The sequence below is a fragment of the Rhizobium sp. 768_B6_N1_8 genome (genome assembly GCF_051811225.1).
GTDB lineage: Bacteria > Pseudomonadota > Alphaproteobacteria > Rhizobiales > Rhizobiaceae > Rhizobium.
The window spans coordinates 3,193,417-3,209,961 of the sequence record NZ_JBPWPV010000001.1; the positions used below are offsets into that span (position 1 = coordinate 3,193,417).

Sequence of the window (16,545 nt, forward strand, 5' to 3'; positions counted from 1 at the left end):
CGAACGTCGCCAGACCTATTCGGAAAACGGTTGGCAGATAGAATCGCGCTGCGAGACAGGGTTCGACGCCTCCAAGGCGAAGTGGATGGCGGAATAGCCGGCCAGTCAGGCCCCTTCTCGCCTCATCAGCGGTCAGCGCGCTCTCGCGTGCCGGAAACGAGGATATCGAACAATGGCATGCACAGCGGTCGCGAAGTCCCGCACGGCTTCAACCCAGGGTACGCTGCTGAAAATTAGGGCACGCTCCTGAAAGCGCCGCGATCCGCCGGTATAGCTCGACCGTCCCGGGTGCACGATCAAAAACGATTGTCAGGCGCTAAACGCCGTCGTCCACGGCTTCAATACCGCCACCGGGCAGGCCCCAGCTTGGAAATGAATTCGTTCCACGCCTTCCGAAGAGGCCCATCGGGCCGAGAGTGAACGGGCTTATTCCCAGCCCCGATATCTTGAGGCAATTGCGTCGAATAGGTACTCGCCGCAGTTGCCGATGCCGATGGTTTGGGGAATACTCGTGCTCTGGCCCTGAAGGCCTGCGCGGTGACTGATAAGGGGGACAATGTCATGCCTGTAAAATACCTTTTGGCCGCGGTAACGATCGCGCTTCTGAGCCTTTCAGGGTGCGCGACCACCGGCACCGGCGGTGACAACACGACCTACGCAACTCCACTGGGGATTGGTCCCGTTCGCGGCAATATCGGTGGCTATTAGTAGCTGCTGATTTCCATTGAGAGCTGATCCACCGATGGGTTCGGGAAACCGGCCTGTCGATCACAGTTTTCGAACCCTGTCTGGTTAGAGCAATTCCAGCAAAAGTGCATAGCGGTTTGGCGTCCGGAATTGCGTAAAACAAAGAGATAGAGTGGTTCCACACCCGCTTCTGGCTGTCTGCGGCTTCGCTTGAGCGGCAGGTCCGACATGTGTCTCGGCATAGGGGCCGTAGTTCTCCCGCAGCAAATGATGGATATATGCTGCTAGAGGGAAACATTCGTAAAGCTCTGTCGCCGCGACAAGGTGAAGAGCTGTCCAGAAGCGGAGCCTGGGATTGCTTCAATGGTACATGACGTGAGCGCGGGGCGCCGCCAAAACACCGCCGGTCTGCGCCGGTTCCTCGATCTTGAGCAGCAGCGCGATTGGATGCAGGGTGAGACGATCCTGCACGATGCCGACGAGCGCTCGGAGTCCCTGGAATTGCGTCTCAAGTACGTCCCCAGGTTTGAGAAGCTGCTGCGCCGGCCACAGGCACAAGCGGTTCTGGACATTGTCAGGCGCTACGGGAGCGACTGCATTCCGATCCCGCGCCGGACGGAGCGGCACTACTGGTCGGTTTCCTGTCTGCCGTCGACACCGGGCAAAGCCCTCGTTCGCGTCAATGCGAGCTGGATGGAGCTCTTCTCGCTCTATGCTGATGATGAGGACATCCGCGCGCTCTTCCTGGTGCATCTTTCCGATTTCACCACCGACCACTCGCTCGATCACGGCCAGGTGGACGAGGATTTCCTCGGGTCCTGTGTCATGATGCCTGATGACGTCAGCTATTTCTTTCCCAGGGGCGAGGACATTTTCGGCGTCAAGGTCCGCGGCTTCTCCTCAATCGGCAAATTTCTCGCCACACCCCTTGCGTTGCAGGCTATCCGGGCATTCAACCTGACGCACATGAACCGTGGCCGGAACGCCTATCAGGCGAGCCACTGTTACAGGCTGGCGGATCACATGCTGGGCGACGACGGACGTTGAGCAATTGAGTTCAGCAGGTCATCGACGCACGCCCTCGAGGTGGTCGACACGCATACCGATCCCATCCAGAACTTGGACAAGCCGGCCTTCGATGTCGATCTCCGCGCTTGGCGCACGCCACGCAACGAAGCCGTCGGGGCGAACCAGCACGGCGCCGCCATCGCCCACGCCATAAGCATGAGGCCAGCGTCCTTCCGGGTCGCCGAGATCGCCGTGCGCGCCGAAGACATGGCAAGCGAGCGGGATGCCGCCGTCCTTGCGCAAGCGATCCGTCGCGGCGCGCCAGTTCGCATCGTTTGCCAGCAACACGAAACCGCGTCCGAACAGATCCAGCGTCGAGAGCCTTTCGCCTTCACGCTCGATGACGAGATGCGGCGCGCGGGTGCCGGGAACGCCGGCGAGTTCCGCGACCGGTTCGAATGACCGGTCGCGAGCGACAGCCTCGAACACCAATGCGCCGGCGTCGTAGCGCTGTCCGAACACGACATCGTAGTCATCCACGATGGCGACGGCAGGCGGCAACCGCCCCGCAGGGTCCTTGAACCATTGCTGCAGACGGGCGAGCGCCTGCGCCAGCGTTGCGGCGATCACCGGCCGGCGCTCCGCGTCGTAGCTGTCGAGCAGGCTGGCATCCGCCTCGCCGCGAACGACCATCGCGAGCTTCCAGGCCAGGTTGTGCGCATCGTGGATGCCGGAATTTCCCCCGAATGCGCCGGTCGGTGGCATGAGGTGCGCAGCGTCGCCGATCAGGAAGCAGCGGCCCGCACAGAAACGGTCTGCAACGAACGCCGCCATCTCCCAGGACCGCGCATCGACCAACTCCGCCTTGACGCCGGATCGGCCGGCCGCTTTTTCGACGAGTTCCCGGCAACGGTCGCGGTCGAAGTCCTCCGGTCGCTCGCCCCTTTCCGGAAAATATTGCAACGCCAGCAGCCAACGCCCGCCTGGACGCGGCGTGATGGTGGCGTTGAGATCGCTGACGAAGCAGGAGGTGAGCGGCCTGCCATCGATCTCGGCAGACAGGTCCGTGTCGAAGATGATGCTCATCCAGTGCTGCAACACGCCTGGCCCCTTCCGGTCGATACCGAGCTTTTCGCGCAGCGTGCCATTGGCGCCGTCAGCGGCGATCAGATAGTCGGCGACAACAGTTTCCTCCTCTCCGGTTTCGCGATTGCGGATGACAGCACGAACCGCGGCGGGGTCCTGCTCCAGGGATAAGAACTCGGTATTGAAGCGAATGTCCGCGCCTGCCCTCTCCGCGCAATTGCGCAGGATCGGTTCCAGCACATGCTGGTCGCAGGTCGCGGGCTGTGTGGGACTGTAGGGCCTGGCGTCAGGCCATGCAGAATCGCTCCATCGAATATCCGGATCGGCAAGGTTTCTTGCCCGTGCAATACCGCCGCCCTGCTGGTCGCCGGTGCGTTTGGCGCGGATTTCCGTCTCCAGCCCAAGACTGCGGAATATCTCCATGCTGCGCGGCGAGATGCCGGTGAACTTGTACTGGATCGAGGTGCCGGCATGGCGCTCCACCACCATGCAGCCGACCCCCTGATGGGCAAGGAGTGCAGCGGCCGTGAGTCCGTTCAGGCCGCCGCCGATAATCAGAACCGGGATATGCGTGCTCATGCGTTTCTCCTATGTTTGGGACACGACAGGTCCGTTCCCGGCAAAACCAGGTTGCAAATGGAGGTTTATTACTTTGATTGACAAAAATATTTGATGACTCAAAATATGTCAAGATAGCAGCACCGGAGCCGAGACATGACACCCCCTCGCGATGCGTCCAACCTTGCCGATGAGGCCTGGCGCTTGATGTTCAACTTTCTGATGAGTTCGGCGCCGCAGCGTCTGGCTGCGCAGCAGAAATATGGGCTGACGCCGAACGATTCCCGCGCCCTTTTCTCGCTCGGCGCGGACGGCAAGCCGATCGGGGCATTGGCGCGCGAATGGGGCTGCGATCCCTCGACCGCAACATGGCTGGTAGACCGGCTGGAGCGATCCGGCCTCGCCGATCGCATTCCCTCACCCAGCGATCGACGTGTGAAGCTCGTGCGGGCAACCGAAAAGGGCACCGTTACGAGGAACGAATTGCTGGCGGCCTATCATCGGCCGCCGCCGGAACTGGCAAGCCTGTCGGCAGACGATCTGGAGGCGCTCGTCAGGATTTTCGGGAAGCTGCACACCGAAGGCGCTTGATCGCGCCGCCCGGCGCGGTGTGCCATTTCCTCCACTCAGGAGCGAAACCGGGCACTGAGATCCGCTCCAGCCGCGGTATGGCGATGGGAGAGATCGCGAACTTCTGGGAAGCTCTAATGACCTCGCCGAGGCGAAGGCCAATCCGAAAGTAAAATGATGCCGAACCTTGTCGGAAACGGAAAAATCTTCGCCGGCGCGATCCCGGAAACCGGCGACCGCTATAGGGCGCGATCGAAGAGCCCGCGCGCGCCTTCCACCATGATGCGCAGATAATCGGGATCGCGCACCCCCTGCCGGTAAAGCTCGACGGTGATTGCGGCAATGCGCGCGGCTTCTTCGGAAGCCTTATCGACGCCCGCCTCTTTCAGAAGCGTGTCGAAAACGGGCTGGCACGCGGAAAGATCGCGGGCGTCGAATGGCTGCGGTTTTCGGACATCGATGGTCTTCATGTCGTTCAAAAGCCGGCGCCATCAGATGGCGCCGGCTCCTCCCCCTCCTCCGATCAAGCGACGTTCTTTTCGCCTTCGATCATCTGCATCGGCGCCTGGGAACCCTCGGCGCTGCCGATCGCGATCTTGCGCGGCTTCATCGCTTCAGGGATCTCGCGCTTCAGCTCGATCGTCAGAAGGCCGTTCGTCAGCGACGCATTCTCGACCCGAACATGATCGGCAAGTTCAAAGCGCCGCTCGAAGGAGCGGCCGGCAATGCCGCGATGCAGGTAGTCGCCCTGCTTCTCCTCGCCCTTCTGACCCTTCACGATCAGCACGTTGCGTTCCTGGGTGATGTCGAGGTCGCTGTCGGCGAAACCTGCGACCGCCATCTGGATGCGGTAGTCGTCCTCGCCGGACTTGACGATATCGTAGGGCGGCCATGTGTCGATGGTCTGCAGACGCTGCGGATTGTTCAGAAGGTTGAACACACGGTCGAAGCCGATGCTCGAGCGGTAGAAGGGTGCGAAGTCGAATTCGTTTCTCATGACCAAATCCTCCGTAAAGCGAGTTGGAAAGGAGACGCGTCGGAAACTGCGTCCCCGGCTTCCGGCCCCCTTTGGGCTGCCGGCGAATATCGATTTGGTTTGGCTTTTTTTGCCTTTCAAGAGGCTTCGAAAAAATTTTTTGAACGTTCGGCAGCGGCCCACTTGAACGCCGAAAACAGCGAAACAATCTCTTATCCGCCTGGAGATTTTCCTCAACCGTCGAAAGTTTTTAGGAGATCCAACATGACAATCGAAGGCAAGACGACAGCCGGCCCGGCCAATGTCCTCGACGCCATTTCGGCGTCGCATATCCTGCATCCCCATCGGCACTTTTCCCATCCGGACGAAGTGGTTGTTTCGGACACGATGACGACCGAAGAGAAGCGCGCGATCCTCGCCTCCTGGGCATCCGACCTTCACGCGGTCGAATCCTGTCCCGAGTTGCGCCATCCTCCGGGTGTCGCCTGCTCCATCCGCTACCAGGACATCCTTTCTGCCTTGAAGGCCCTGGATGGCAGCCGGCGGGATTTTGCCATGAGAAGGCAGACCCGCAAGCCGGTCTGCACCATGCTGGAATAAGGGAGGCCGGAATGCGACAGAAGGCGTCACAGTCTCCATCCGCTCCGGAAGGCAACCCGATCACCGACAGGCTCGTTCTCGCATCGAGATATTCGGAATGCCTGCGCCGGCTCTCACGCTCGGCCGACCGGCTGCGCCACGGCGATCTCGGCGAGAAGCTGAAGGAGATCGCCGGGTGTCTGGACCGGATGAGCTACGACATCGCGATCCACGATGCGGGCGTCGAAGTGCTGAGGCGCGCAGCACGCCTCATCGGCACGGTGGAAGCATTGGTCGACCGCAAGGCGAAGGCATCGATCCTGCACTGAACGATCCGTGCAAGCGATTGAAGCGTCGGAAATCCGTTGCACTTCTGCGCCATAAGGCGGAGGTGTACTTTGGCTATCGCCGAAGAGTGCTGCATCGAACGAGAGCGGAATGGGCGTCAGGAATTATCTGATCGAAGGCGTGTCCGGGACCGGCAAGACCTCGGTCGCCACCGAATTGCAGCGGCGCGGTTATCACGTCATTCATGGTGACCGCGAGCTTGCCTATCGAGGCGATCCCCATACAGGTGAACCGCTGGATGGTTCTCGGCATGAGCAGAACGATGTGGCCTTTGTGCAGAGGCACCATCTCTGGCATGTCGACAAAGTCAGGTCGCTCGCGGCCGATAAAAGCCACCCGATCTCCTTCTTCTGCGGCGGCTCGCGGAATTTCCATCGCTTCATCGATCTGTTTGACGGGGTCTTCGTTCTCGATGTCGATCCGGACACGCTGAAGAGGCGGCTCGCCGGCAGGGCCGAAGACGAATTTGGCGGAAAACCGGCCGAACGGGACCTGGTCCTGCGCCTGCATGCGACGAAGGAAGACATTCCCGGGAATGCGACGACCATCGACGCCACCCGGCCGCTCGCCTCCGTCGTCGACGATATCCTGTCGAAATGCGCTGAGATCAGCTGAGGGCCGCAATATCCGTGCCGGCGCGAAGCGGAGCGGTCGATCGATCAGATCTTTCTTGCCTCGTCGGCTGTCCGCGCGCTCTCTCGCGTGCCGGAAACGATAATCTCCAGCACCTCATGCTCGTCGGTATTCCTGATGTAACGATCGCCGACATATTCGCCGCGCTTGAGGACCATGACGCGATCACCCACGGCAAAAATATCGACCAGGCGGTGTGAGATGATTATCTGGGCGACGCCCTGTCTCTTCAGTTCCAGCATGGTTTCGAGCAGCCGTTCCGTCGCCATCACGGAAAGGTTGGCGGTCGGCTCGTCGAGGATCACGACGCGCGGCTCGAACGAGATTGCGCGGGCGATCGCGACGGATTGCTGTCGGCCGCCCGACAGACTTTCGACCTTCTGATAGACGGAGTTCACGTCGACCTTGAGCCGCTTCAGCACGCTGTCGGCTTCCGCATACATCTTCCGCCTGTTAACGAAAGGGCCTTTGAGCGGCCAGCGGCCAAGGAAGATGTTCTGGCCGACATCCATGTTGCCGCAGAGCGCGAAATCCTGGTAGATCATCTCGATGCCGACGCCGCGGCTCTCGTGCGGGCTCTTGAACCGCACCGGTTGCCCGGCAACGAGGATATCACCCGCATCGCGCTGGTAAGCACCGGTCAGGATCTTCATGAGCGTCGATTTGCCGGCGGAATTGTCGCCGACCAGGCCGAGAATCTCACCGGGATAAAGCGTCAGATCAACCTTGCGAAGCGCCTGCACGGCCCCGAAGGCTTTTTCGATGCCCCGCATTTCCACGATCGGCGCGGATGGTGTCGCCTCAGCCATGATTGCTGTCCCCTGTTGACGCCCCTCTTCTCAGCCGGGCTCGCAGGCGTCCGAAAATATTGGCCTGTCGCACCCATATATCGATCAGCACAGCGACGATCAGGATGACGCCGATAAAGACGTTGATCCAGTGCTGCGGCATGCTGAACCCCTGGACGTTGAGTTGCAGCAGCGCCCGCACAAGCGTGATGACGGCGGCACCCGCAAGCGAACCGATCATCGTGCCGTAACCGCCGAAGATCGATCCGCCGCCGATGATGACGGAAGCGATCGCATCGAGCTCGCGAAACTGGCCGGCGACCGGGTTGAAGCTGCGGAAGTAGGCGACATTGATGATCCCGGCCATGGTTGCGCAGAGCGCCGACAGCATGAGCGAGATGAAGCGCACGCGGTTGGTGTTGATACCGGCATAGGCTGCGGCGCGCACGTTGCCGCCGGCCGCACAGACCTTCAGGCCGAACGGCGTATAGGCAAGCACGATACCGGCGATCACGGCGATGAAAAACATCCAGATCGTCTGGACGCTGACGACCTCGGCGACCGAGCGAATGATCCCCGGCGGCAATGCAAGGCCGAAATGCAGGAGAACGTCATTCACCTTGCGCCCGAGCAGGTTATAGCCCTCCGGCCAGCCGGTCAGCTGTTGTCCCGCGACGAACCAGGCGGCGAGTCCCCGGGCAATGTAGAACATTCCGAGCGTGGCGATGAAGGCAGGCAGTTTGAAGCCGACGACGACCATGGCGTTGACGGCGCCGGCGCACGTCCCTGCAAACAGGCCCATCGCCACGGCGGTGAGCGGGTCGGCGCCGAGCACCTTCAGGAAATAGGCCGCAGTGCTGCCAGCAAGGGCAAGCACCGCGCCGACGGAGAGATCGATATCGCCGGCTGCGATGACATAGGTGAGCCCGACCGTGATGAGGGCCAGTTCCGTGTAATTGAGCAGGATGGCAAAGGTATTGGGCAGGTTCCACCAGTAATCCGGCCTGAGCGCGAGGCCCGTCAGCCACAACACGACGGTCAGGATGATGGCCAATGCGTCGCGGCGGGCGAGAAACTTGCCGAGCCCGGTGGCAGACAGCGCCATGTCGGCCGCCATCGCCCCCTTAGTCTGGACACCTTCAATCGCCACGCCGCCCATTTCGTAGGCCGGCGGAGGCGGCCGGCGGCGCAGCCATGCCCATAGCCGGGCCGCAACCTGGCGCCGGATAAGGAAGGGCTCGATCAGCACGGCGATGACGAGAAGCAGACCCAGGAAAACCAGCACGGCGCCGGCCGGCAGGGTGAACTTGGCGCCGACTGCGATGCTTTCGCCGTCGATCACGACGATGCGCGTGATCGGCCATCCCTCGCGCAGCACCTTGTCGATCAGCACGACGACCGCAGCACCCAGGCAAGACCCGATGACGCGCCCGCGCCCGCCCAGGATCGATGCGCCGCCGATGACGACGGATGCAATAACGGTGAGTTCCCAGCTGACACCATAGAGAGGGGTGACACCCTTGTCCTGCGCGGCCGACAGGAGAGCTGCAAGGGTCGCGCAAAGCGAGGAGAGCAGATAGGCGCGAATGCGCACCCAGCGTGTGCGAATGCCGGCATAGACCGCCGCCTGCTCGTTTCCGCCGGTGGCGAAAGTCTCATAGCCCCAGCGGGTCTTGGCAAGCACAAGGGCCCCCACCATGGCGATGAGGAAGAAGATCGCGATCTGGTTGTTGAAGCCGAGGATATTCGTCTCTCCGAGGTGGAAGAACAGCGGATGGTCTTTCGCCTTGTCGGAATAATAGATTGCCTGACCGTGCGTCAGCGCCAGCACGAAGCCGCGACCGATGAAGAGGATCGTCAGCGTCGCGATGAAGGCCGGCACTTTCAGGACCGTGACGAGCACGCCGTTGATCAGGCCGATCGCTGTGCCCAAGAGCACGCAGAGGATCACCGACTGGATCACGCCGAAATCGAGAAAGCTCGGGGAAAAAAGCCTGGCGAAGACGACTGCGATCAGACCGTAGGTCGAACCGACCGAAAGATCGAGATCCCTGTTGACGATGACGAAAGTCATCCCGACCGCGATGATCCCCACACGGGACGTATCGCGCAGAAGCGCGTGAAGGGCCTCTGTCGATCCGAAGAAGGCCGGATTGACGATGGCCCCGCCGAAGTAGAGCAGCGCAAGAAACATGAGGAGCCCCGCCTCCCAGCCGCCGACGAGCTGGGGCGGCGCACGGCCGAGCGATGTCGTCGTGGCGGGCTCCATGAGTTTCTACCGACCGATCCTTGCTTTGACGTGGCGGGACGGCTCGCACCCTCCCGCCTTGATTTCAGACGTTTCGAACGGCAGTCAGTTCTCGAAGCGCTTGCCGACGTTGGCGACCGTTTCCTTCGTCACGAGCTGGGCACGCGTGTCGAGATTGGCAGCTGCGATACCGCGATCGATCTGGAGATAGAGCTGCATGACAGGCCAGAAGCCCTGCAGGAAGGGCTGCTGGCCGAGCGAGCCGGTCAGGTTCCCCGCTGCGATGCCTTCCTGCTGTGCCGGGCCGAGATCGAAACCATAAGCGCACAACTTGCCGGTCTTCCCCATCTGGGCAACCGCCTTGACGAGCGGCGGCGTAAAGACGTTGTTGGCTGTGAAGGCGCCGACCACGTCGCCGCGGGACTCGAAGAGCGAAACAAGTGCATTGACGGGGTCGTTCGGGTTCGTGTCGATGCCGACATTCTCCGGACCGGCGTCAACCTTGAAGGCATCGAGCTTGCCGGCATCCTTCAACGTCTTGACGATGGCATTGAAGGCGGCGGTGACACGATTGTTCACCTCGATATTGCCCATCGCCGTGGAGGACGGCAGCACGATCGAGCCACTGGTCGCGCCACTGGCAAGCACGCAATTTGCAAGCGCCTCGCCGCCGATTGCCGCCGCCGACGCATCCTGGCCGGTGTGGCTGATCGCGCTCCGGTGCAGAATGTTGCCGTCGAACGAGTTGGTCGTCGCGATCGGGATGCCGGCCGCCTCGGCAGCCTTGACGATGTCGTTATAGGCGCCGACCTGCGGCGTCGTCATGATGATGCCGTCGATCGTCGGGTCCTGAATAATCTGGTTCAGGATCTCAAGCTCGCGGGCGGGGTCGTCCACCGGCGATTCCGAACCGAGCAGCAATATCTTGGCACCGATCATATTGCCGGCGACGGTCGCGCCGACATAGACAGGGTCAAAGAAGCCGTTGCCTGCCGTGTGCGTTACGATCGCGAAGGTCAGATGACCGTCAGCCGAATGGAAATCCTTCGTGCCGGGGGCCTCTTTTGCGGCTTCCTCGAAGTTGTAGCCGCCAACCGCTTTCTCGACGCCGCCCGACTGCGCAAATGCATGCGAGACACCGAGCGATAGTATCGCGGCTGATGCCGCGTAGAACAATACCCGCCTCATGATTGGTCCTCCCTTGAAACCAAGGGAGGAAAGCCGTCGGGCGCAATGTATCGAGAGTGGGGCCGAAGGCTTATCCTCCCATTTGCTAATATTCTGCGCAATTCCGACCCAAGTAAACGGATAAGTTGATCATCCCGGCGAATTTGTTTGCTTTAGAAGCAGCCGATAACCGATTTTGATTGGCAGGCATCTCTTTGATCGTGCGGTTTCTGCGCTCGACCTGACCATTGGGTGAGCGCCGCTCGTCCATTCGGATGCACAAAGGACGATTTTGGGGGCCGATGCTGGAGGGCTGCGCGCATCGCCGGTTGCCATCTTCCAAATATTGGCAATTCTTGCCAAACTATGCCATTATCTCAAAACGAGGTGATTGATATGGCAACCATGAATGTTTCCCTGCCCGACCCGATGAAGGAGTGGGTGGAAGCCCAGACCAGGACAGGGCGCTACAGCAACGCAAGCGATTATATCCGTGATCTGATCCGGCGCGATCAGGAGCGATCGGACAAGCTGGCAGAGCTGCAACGGCTTGTTAACGAAGGTCTGGAGAGTGGCGTCAGCGACCGCACGAAGGAAGATATCCTCCAGGCTGCGCGTGAACGATTGGCCGCCAGCCGGACATGAAATACCGCACAACCTTTGAAGCGGATCGGGATATAATCGATATCTACGTTCTCGGCGCCGAACAGTTCGGCGTCGCGCAGTCCGAGCGATATGTGGACGAGTTGTTCGGCACGTTCGAATTGCTTGCCGATAATCCGCAAATGGCCCGGGAGCGCCGGGAACTGAACCCGCCCATGCGGCTTCATCCCTATCAGGCACACATGATTGCCTACACAATCCGGGAGCACGGCATTCTGATTGTTCGCGTCCTGCACGGTCGGCAGGATTGGCAAGGTCTTTTCAGCTAGGAACCGGCGAGAATCGTGCGTCCTCAATCAGGCTCCTGATATCACTTCTCCTATGTCGCCCCGCATAAAGCGGAAGCGCCGCTAGCGATAACGCCATCGCCCGCCGACCGCGGTTACGCCATGCATACCGCGAGAAAAAAAGCGCAAGCGGCGAACGGATCAGCAAAGACAGGCCGTAGCGCAATGCTGGAATGGTGCCGGATCGCCGCGTGACCGATTACTCGGGATAGGCCTCCGCGCCCTCCAGCGCCGCCTTGTGGAAGAGGATGAAGACCAGGGGGTTGCCGGGCTCGGACATTGCGTCGCTGCGCTGGCCCGTTATCTCTCCGGCCACGGCGCTCGTATATTCCGCGACCACTTCGCCGAAGCTGTTGCGCTGGATGGCCACTTTCTGTCCGGGTTCGACCTTGTCGTTGAGCTTGACCAGATGCTCGACGATTCCGCCCTGGGTTGCCAGGATCGGGAATGCACTGTTGCCGACGAAGACATTCACGTCCTTGCCTGTCCGGCCCATCGGCCCGGCAACGATGCCGTGATGCTTGAGGACGTTCATCGTGCCTTCCACGAACAGCGAGATCATCTCGAGGTCCAGAACGCGGGCTGCGCCGATCTCCGGCGTAAAGGAGGGGATGCCCTCATCCATGAACGCGTTGTGCAGGACACCGGGATAGACATGGTTGTCGAAGATCTGGCCGACGGGATAGAGCTCCACCATGGCCTTGACCTCGGGCACATCCATGCCGCCAATATTGAATGCGGTGACTTCGAACCCGGTTGTTCCGGTGTGGAAGTCGATCGCGAAGTCGGCGTTCGGCCGCAGCAGCCGGTTGAACAGCAGCCCGGCATGCCGGCTGGGCGCGGAGGCACCGTTCTCGTTCCCCGGCCATTCCCTGTTCATATCGATCAGATCTACGCCCCTGCCCTGATTGGGCCACCTGCGCTGCATGCTTTCAAGGGCCGGGCGTGCCACGTCGGTGACCGCCATGACCGTGCCCGACATCTGCGCCGGATCGAGCTGGTTCATCACGGTCTGGACCGTGTGAATATTGCTCATTTCATCGCCATGCACACCGCTGGTCAGGATGCCGCGCTTGCCCGGCTTTGCCCCCTTGGCGACCGTCACCGACACGTACCAGTGCTGCCCCGTGGGCATCTGCGCACCCTGAAAATACAGGAGGTGCTTCTGCCCGGGCTCCAGGTCGTCGACGTCGAGCGCGCTGACGACCTTTTTCCCCTGAATGACATCGCCGGTATAGACCGTTCCCGAGGCTGGATTGGCAGCGGGTTTCGCTGCGTCCTGGCCATTCGCAGCACCGGTGCTGACGGCGAGCGCAGCCGACGCGCCGACCGTGGCAATGGATGCGATCAGGAGATCGCGGCGATCGATGCCCTTCTTCGATTTGTCCGACATGATGGAAGCCCTTTGTGTTGAGAACAACGGCATGTACATCGGTCGCGAGAAGCCCGCGCAACTTCAATCTAGGGTAAGCTGCCGAACTGGCAAGCTTGGGTAATTCCCGCAAACCTTTGCCGGGCTATGAACGGACAACCTCCCGAAAGCTCACATCTAGAGCCTTTCCTGGTTACTCTAATGTGCAGTATAGGCCCCATCCACCAGGTAATGAGCGCCTGTAATGAAGCTCGCCTGTTCCGACAGCAGGAAGCTGACGAGATTGGCGACCTCGTCCGGTGTCCCTCGCCGGCACATTGGCTGCAGCGCCGCCATCCGCCTTGTGCTCGCTGCTTCCAGATGCTCCGACAGGAGTGGCGTGTCGATCCAGCCGGGACCGACAGCGTTTACCCGGATTCCATATCGTGCATATTCTATTGCGGCGACCTTCGTCAGTCCGACAACGCCGTGCTTGGCTGTGGTATAGGCGGCCGCGGTCGGCAAGCCGACGGCCCCAAGGGCCGACGACATGTTCACGATTGACCCCCCGCCCGATTTCAGCATCGCGCCGATCTCGCATTTCATGCAGTAGAAAACGCTGTTCAGATTGACGTTCATCAATCTGTGCCAATCGTCGAGCGGATAGTCTGCGACCGCTGCCCGCACGCCATCGACCCCGGCATTATTGACGGCGAGATTGAGACCGCCACATTCCTCGACGGCAAAATGGACAAGCCTCTGCACGGCCTCGAAATCGGTCACATCGACGACAAAGGCGCGGGCGCGCCCGCCGTCCGAGGTAATTTCCGCGGCAGTCTTGTGTGCAGCATCCTCATTGAGATCGGCAACGACGACCTCGGCACCCTCGTTGGCGAGCTGCCGGGACACGGCAGCCCCGATACCGGAGCCCCCACCCGTCACGATCGCGACTTTTCCTTCCAGGCAAAGTTTCATCGCTTCCTTCCATTCCCGTATTCTAATACTCTTGCAAAACGAGTGGCCGAGGCAAGGAGATTCGTGAATGATCGAAATGCATACTATTACAAGTTGCGAAGCTTGTCCGCCTACCAGATACGCAATTCCACAGAAGCGAATGGGCCGGAAATGAGCCCGCTGCTGACCGGAAAACATCGAAGCTGACGAGGGTAGGTGGAAATGAACGAAAGGGCAGCAGTCACGCGCCGGGGCCTCGTATTGGGCAGCCTGGCACTGATGCTTCATGGATGCAGTACGACATCGGATGGCCCGCCGCTGGGCTACCGGGTTTTGGGAAGGGATCCGGATGCCGATCCCCGCTATCGCCGGCAGGAAGTGGCCTATGACGGAGGCGAGCCGCCCGGCACCATCGTCGTCGACACGGGCGCACGCTATCTCTTTTTCGTCGAGGACGGCGGCGTTGCCACGCGCTATGGCGTCGCCGTTGGCGAGGAAGGCTTAAGCTTCAAGGGCGAAGCCACGATCGGCCGCAAGGCGGAGTGGCCCTCGTGGAAGCCCACCGACGACATGATCGCGCGCAAGCCGCGGCTCGCCCAGTATGCCGATGGCGTGCCGGGAGGACCGGACAACCCGCTGGGGGCTGCCGCCCTTTACCTCTACCAGGGCGGCCAGGACACGCTCTTCCGGCTGCACGGAACCAATGCGCCCTGGTCGATCGGTCATGCAGTGTCGAACGGCTGCATTCGCCTGACCAATGCAAACATCGTCGACCTCTATTCCCGCACCCGGGTGGGAACGCGTGTGGTCGTCATTTAAAGCATGTCGCGCAAAAGTGTGCCGCGGTTTTGCGATAACGACATGCGAAAACAAAAGCCTGAAACGTGGCAAACGGATCTGAAAGATCGCGGCGCGCTTCAGTGCCGTTTACCATGTGAAATTACGGGGTTGGCCACACCGGTAAGTATCTGCTAATGTAGATTCGTTGCACATTGCATCACTCCCGCACTGTCCAAGGTGCCGATTATCGTCAAACTTTGAGGTGCAGCTCTTTCAGGCCTGCACCAGGATGAGGAGAGGACTTAATGAGCAGAATTTTATTCGTGATCCTAGCAACGCTTGCGGTGGCCAATCTGAGTGCCTGCGGGTCGATTGGTAAAGGCAAGGGGAAAGCTCCACCGCCTGCGGCAACGGCCGTCTACAAGTAAAATTCGCATGAACTTAGGAAGGGCTCGATAGGCCCTTCCTCTCTCTAACATCCTAAAACGGCCAGGATTGATCCCGCCTGCCATTCAGGACGCAGGAACGGCGCATCAGCTGGCATCATCAGGCCTGCATTCGCAGGAGCCTGCACATGGAGCGTGTTGATGGCGCTTGGAAAAAGCCGCTTGTGCTTGATCGCCATTTTGGCGGTTGTGGTATCATCGTGTCAGTCAGAAGACAAAGCCCCCCAGCCACGTTTTACATCCGATGCCCGTGACCTGAAGAAACCGGCCACGACTCAAGACCAGGCAGGACGGCGTTTCATTGAATTCCGCTCGCGTTATGCGCTGACCTACGGTCACACCTATGTCGTTTTCGGCAGCGCCGACAAGAACGGAAGAATGATCAATCCCGATGTTGCGGGACTTGCCCCGGCTTCGGAAGATGCCGCGCCCTATGTCATCGGTCACTTCATTCCCGTCCCCGCCACGACAGGCCCAACGGATGGCGACCTCGAAGAGCAGTACCGCTCGGCAAGCTGGCGCGTGATGCTGACGGATGCCGAATATGACGACACGGTCGCCTATATTCGCAAGCTCCAGGCACGCAGCCGTCTCTGGGAAGCGACCGTCTACAATTGCAATGCCTTCGTGGCCGATATCGCCAAGCATATGGGGTATAAGACGCCCGGCATCTGGCTTCGCCCGCAGCAATTCATTACAAATCTGCGGGAGATGAATACGGGTTGATAGAAAAGCAGGGCGATCCCGGAAAACGGATCGTGGAAAGGTTCTGGTGCCGATTTGAACTTGTCAGTTCACACCATTGGCGAGATCGTCTGGGTCCTCGGAATTATCGCATGGTACGTCATTCGATATCCATTTGAGCGCCGCGGCAAACGCGTGCCCGTCGTCAGCAGCCAGCGGAGCGTCTCGGAGAAGATAGCCCTTGCGGCGGCTCTCGCGGGGCTTGCGATCGTGCCGGGATTTTACGTAGCGACAGGCATCCCGAAAGCTGCCGACTACCCTGCCCACCTGTGGGCGGTCGTGCTTGGGGCCGCCATCTTCGCGCTCGCCATGTGGGTCTTTCGCAGAACCCACAAGCAGCTCGGACGAAACTGGTCCATCACGCTGGAAATCCGCCAGAAGCACGAGCTGATATCATCAGGTCCCTACGCGCTGGTGCGCCACCCCATGTACACTTCCTTCATGCTGATGGGCCTTGCCCAGGCTTTCCTCCTGTCGAACTGGGTGGCGGGTCTCGCAGGCCTTATCGGCTTTGCCGTGCTGTTCTTCCTGCGGGTGGACAAGGAAGAGCGTATGATGATGGAGGTTTTTGGTCCCGAGTACCGCGCCTATATGGACAGGACGAAGCGGATCATCCCTTATCTCTATTAGAGCAATTCCAGCAAAATGTGCAGCGGTTTTGCGTCCGCAATT

At 60.5% G+C, this 16,545-nt stretch carries 20 protein-coding genes; 12 read left to right on the top strand and 8 right to left on the bottom strand.

Features of this window, described 5'->3' with window-relative positions; genetic code table 11:
• Positions 1-561: 561 nt before the first annotated feature.
• A complete protein-coding gene (locus AB8B33_RS16405) occupies positions 562-708 on the top strand; it encodes a hypothetical protein (RefSeq protein ID WP_439016154.1) in 147 nt (48 codons plus the stop codon).
• A 342-nt stretch (positions 709-1,050) separates the two neighbouring features.
• Positions 1,051-1,734 carry a hypothetical protein gene (locus AB8B33_RS16410; RefSeq protein ID WP_439016155.1) on the top strand — a complete coding sequence of 228 codons (684 nt, stop codon included), beginning with the start codon at positions 1,051-1,053 and terminating at the stop codon, positions 1,732-1,734.
• An 18-nt stretch (positions 1,735-1,752) separates the two neighbouring features.
• Here the strand turns inward: AB8B33_RS16410 and AB8B33_RS16415 are convergent, their stop codons facing one another.
• Positions 1,753-3,360: an FAD-dependent monooxygenase gene (locus tag AB8B33_RS16415; protein ID WP_439016156.1), complete on the bottom strand. Its 1,608-nt coding sequence runs from the start codon at positions 3,358-3,360 to the stop codon at positions 1,753-1,755.
• A 135-nt stretch (positions 3,361-3,495) separates the two neighbouring features.
• Here AB8B33_RS16415 and AB8B33_RS16420 point away from each other — a divergent pair, with 135 nt between their 5' ends.
• Positions 3,496-3,930: a MarR family winged helix-turn-helix transcriptional regulator gene (locus tag AB8B33_RS16420; RefSeq protein ID WP_439016157.1), complete on the top strand. Its 435-nt coding sequence runs from the start codon at positions 3,496-3,498 to the stop codon at positions 3,928-3,930.
• A gap of 218 nt (positions 3,931-4,148) precedes the next feature.
• On the opposite strand, the gene AB8B33_RS16425 is transcribed toward AB8B33_RS16420, so the two are convergent.
• Entirely contained in the window at positions 4,149-4,379 is a 231-nt protein-coding gene (locus AB8B33_RS16425) for a hypothetical protein (RefSeq protein ID WP_439017264.1), read from the bottom strand.
• A 53-nt stretch (positions 4,380-4,432) separates the two neighbouring features.
• Positions 4,433-4,906 (bottom strand): Hsp20 family protein, encoded by a 474-nt coding sequence (locus AB8B33_RS16430; protein ID WP_439016158.1) that lies wholly within the window; start codon positions 4,904-4,906, stop codon positions 4,433-4,435.
• Positions 4,907-5,149: 243 nt separating this feature from the next.
• Here AB8B33_RS16430 and AB8B33_RS16435 point away from each other — a divergent pair, with 243 nt between their 5' ends.
• From AB8B33_RS16435 to AB8B33_RS16445, 3 genes are all read left to right on the top strand, one after another.
• Positions 5,150-5,485: a hypothetical protein gene (locus tag AB8B33_RS16435; protein ID WP_439016159.1), complete on the top strand. Its 336-nt coding sequence runs from the start codon at positions 5,150-5,152 to the stop codon at positions 5,483-5,485.
• 11 nt (positions 5,486-5,496) lie between these two features.
• Complete coding sequence (locus AB8B33_RS16440) at positions 5,497-5,793, top strand: hypothetical protein (RefSeq protein ID WP_439016160.1); 297 nt, start codon at positions 5,497-5,499, stop codon at positions 5,791-5,793.
• Positions 5,794-5,902: 109 nt separating this feature from the next.
• Entirely contained in the window at positions 5,903-6,427 is a 525-nt protein-coding gene (locus tag AB8B33_RS16445) for an AAA family ATPase (protein ID WP_439016161.1), read from the top strand.
• Between the two features lie 44 nt (positions 6,428-6,471).
• Here the strand turns inward: AB8B33_RS16445 and AB8B33_RS16450 are convergent, their stop codons facing one another.
• The 3 genes from AB8B33_RS16450 to AB8B33_RS16460 all read right to left on the bottom strand — a co-directional run bounded on the left by AB8B33_RS16450 (position 6,472) and on the right by AB8B33_RS16460 (position 10,669).
• Positions 6,472-7,254, bottom strand: coding sequence for an ATP-binding cassette domain-containing protein (locus tag AB8B33_RS16450; protein ID WP_007815323.1), 783 nt, complete (start codon positions 7,252-7,254; stop codon positions 6,472-6,474).
• Positions 7,247-9,502, bottom strand: a complete 2,256-nt coding sequence (locus AB8B33_RS16455) for an ABC transporter permease (RefSeq protein WP_439016162.1) — start codon at positions 9,500-9,502, stop codon at positions 7,247-7,249. Before AB8B33_RS16455 ends, AB8B33_RS16450 begins: the two co-directional genes overlap by 8 nt.
• Positions 9,503-9,586: 84 nt before the next feature.
• The gene (locus tag AB8B33_RS16460) at positions 9,587-10,669 is read right to left on the bottom strand and encodes a substrate-binding domain-containing protein (RefSeq protein ID WP_113322496.1); all 1,083 of its coding nucleotides are present in this window, start codon (positions 10,667-10,669) and stop codon (positions 9,587-9,589) included.
• A 375-nt stretch (positions 10,670-11,044) separates the two neighbouring features.
• Between AB8B33_RS16460 and AB8B33_RS16465 the strand changes: the two genes are divergently transcribed.
• Positions 11,045-11,293 (top strand): type II toxin-antitoxin system ParD family antitoxin, encoded by a 249-nt coding sequence (locus AB8B33_RS16465; protein ID WP_439016163.1) that lies wholly within the window; start codon positions 11,045-11,047, stop codon positions 11,291-11,293.
• Entirely contained in the window at positions 11,290-11,580 is a 291-nt protein-coding gene (locus AB8B33_RS16470) for a type II toxin-antitoxin system RelE/ParE family toxin (protein WP_439016164.1), read from the top strand. The genes AB8B33_RS16465 and AB8B33_RS16470 overlap by 4 nt, the downstream gene beginning before the upstream one ends.
• 217 nt (positions 11,581-11,797) lie before the next feature.
• Here AB8B33_RS16470 and AB8B33_RS16475 read toward each other — a convergent pair whose 3' ends face one another.
• On the bottom strand, positions 11,798-12,991 hold the full coding sequence (locus AB8B33_RS16475; RefSeq protein WP_439016165.1) for a peptidase M14: 1,194 nt from the start codon (positions 12,989-12,991) through the stop codon (positions 11,798-11,800).
• Positions 12,992-13,168: 177 nt separating this feature from the next.
• Complete coding sequence (locus AB8B33_RS16480) at positions 13,169-13,924, bottom strand: SDR family NAD(P)-dependent oxidoreductase (protein ID WP_439016166.1); 756 nt, start codon at positions 13,922-13,924, stop codon at positions 13,169-13,171.
• Between the two features lie 201 nt (positions 13,925-14,125).
• On the opposite strand from AB8B33_RS16480, the gene AB8B33_RS16485 reads away from it, so the two are divergent.
• The 4 genes from AB8B33_RS16485 to AB8B33_RS16500 all read left to right on the top strand — a co-directional run bounded on the left by AB8B33_RS16485 (position 14,126) and on the right by AB8B33_RS16500 (position 16,503).
• Positions 14,126-14,722, top strand: a complete 597-nt coding sequence (locus AB8B33_RS16485) for a L,D-transpeptidase (RefSeq protein ID WP_113322500.1) — start codon at positions 14,126-14,128, stop codon at positions 14,720-14,722.
• A 266-nt stretch (positions 14,723-14,988) separates the two neighbouring features.
• Positions 14,989-15,111, top strand: a complete 123-nt coding sequence (locus AB8B33_RS16490) for a hypothetical protein (protein ID WP_007815309.1) — start codon at positions 14,989-14,991, stop codon at positions 15,109-15,111.
• A 159-nt stretch (positions 15,112-15,270) separates the two neighbouring features.
• A complete protein-coding gene (locus AB8B33_RS16495) occupies positions 15,271-15,855 on the top strand; it encodes a hypothetical protein (protein WP_113322501.1) in 585 nt (194 codons plus the stop codon).
• A gap of 60 nt (positions 15,856-15,915) precedes the next feature.
• Positions 15,916-16,503, top strand: a complete 588-nt coding sequence (locus AB8B33_RS16500; RefSeq protein ID WP_439016167.1) for a protein-S-isoprenylcysteine O-methyltransferase — start codon at positions 15,916-15,918, stop codon at positions 16,501-16,503.
• The last annotated feature ends 42 nt before the right edge of the window (positions 16,504-16,545 follow it).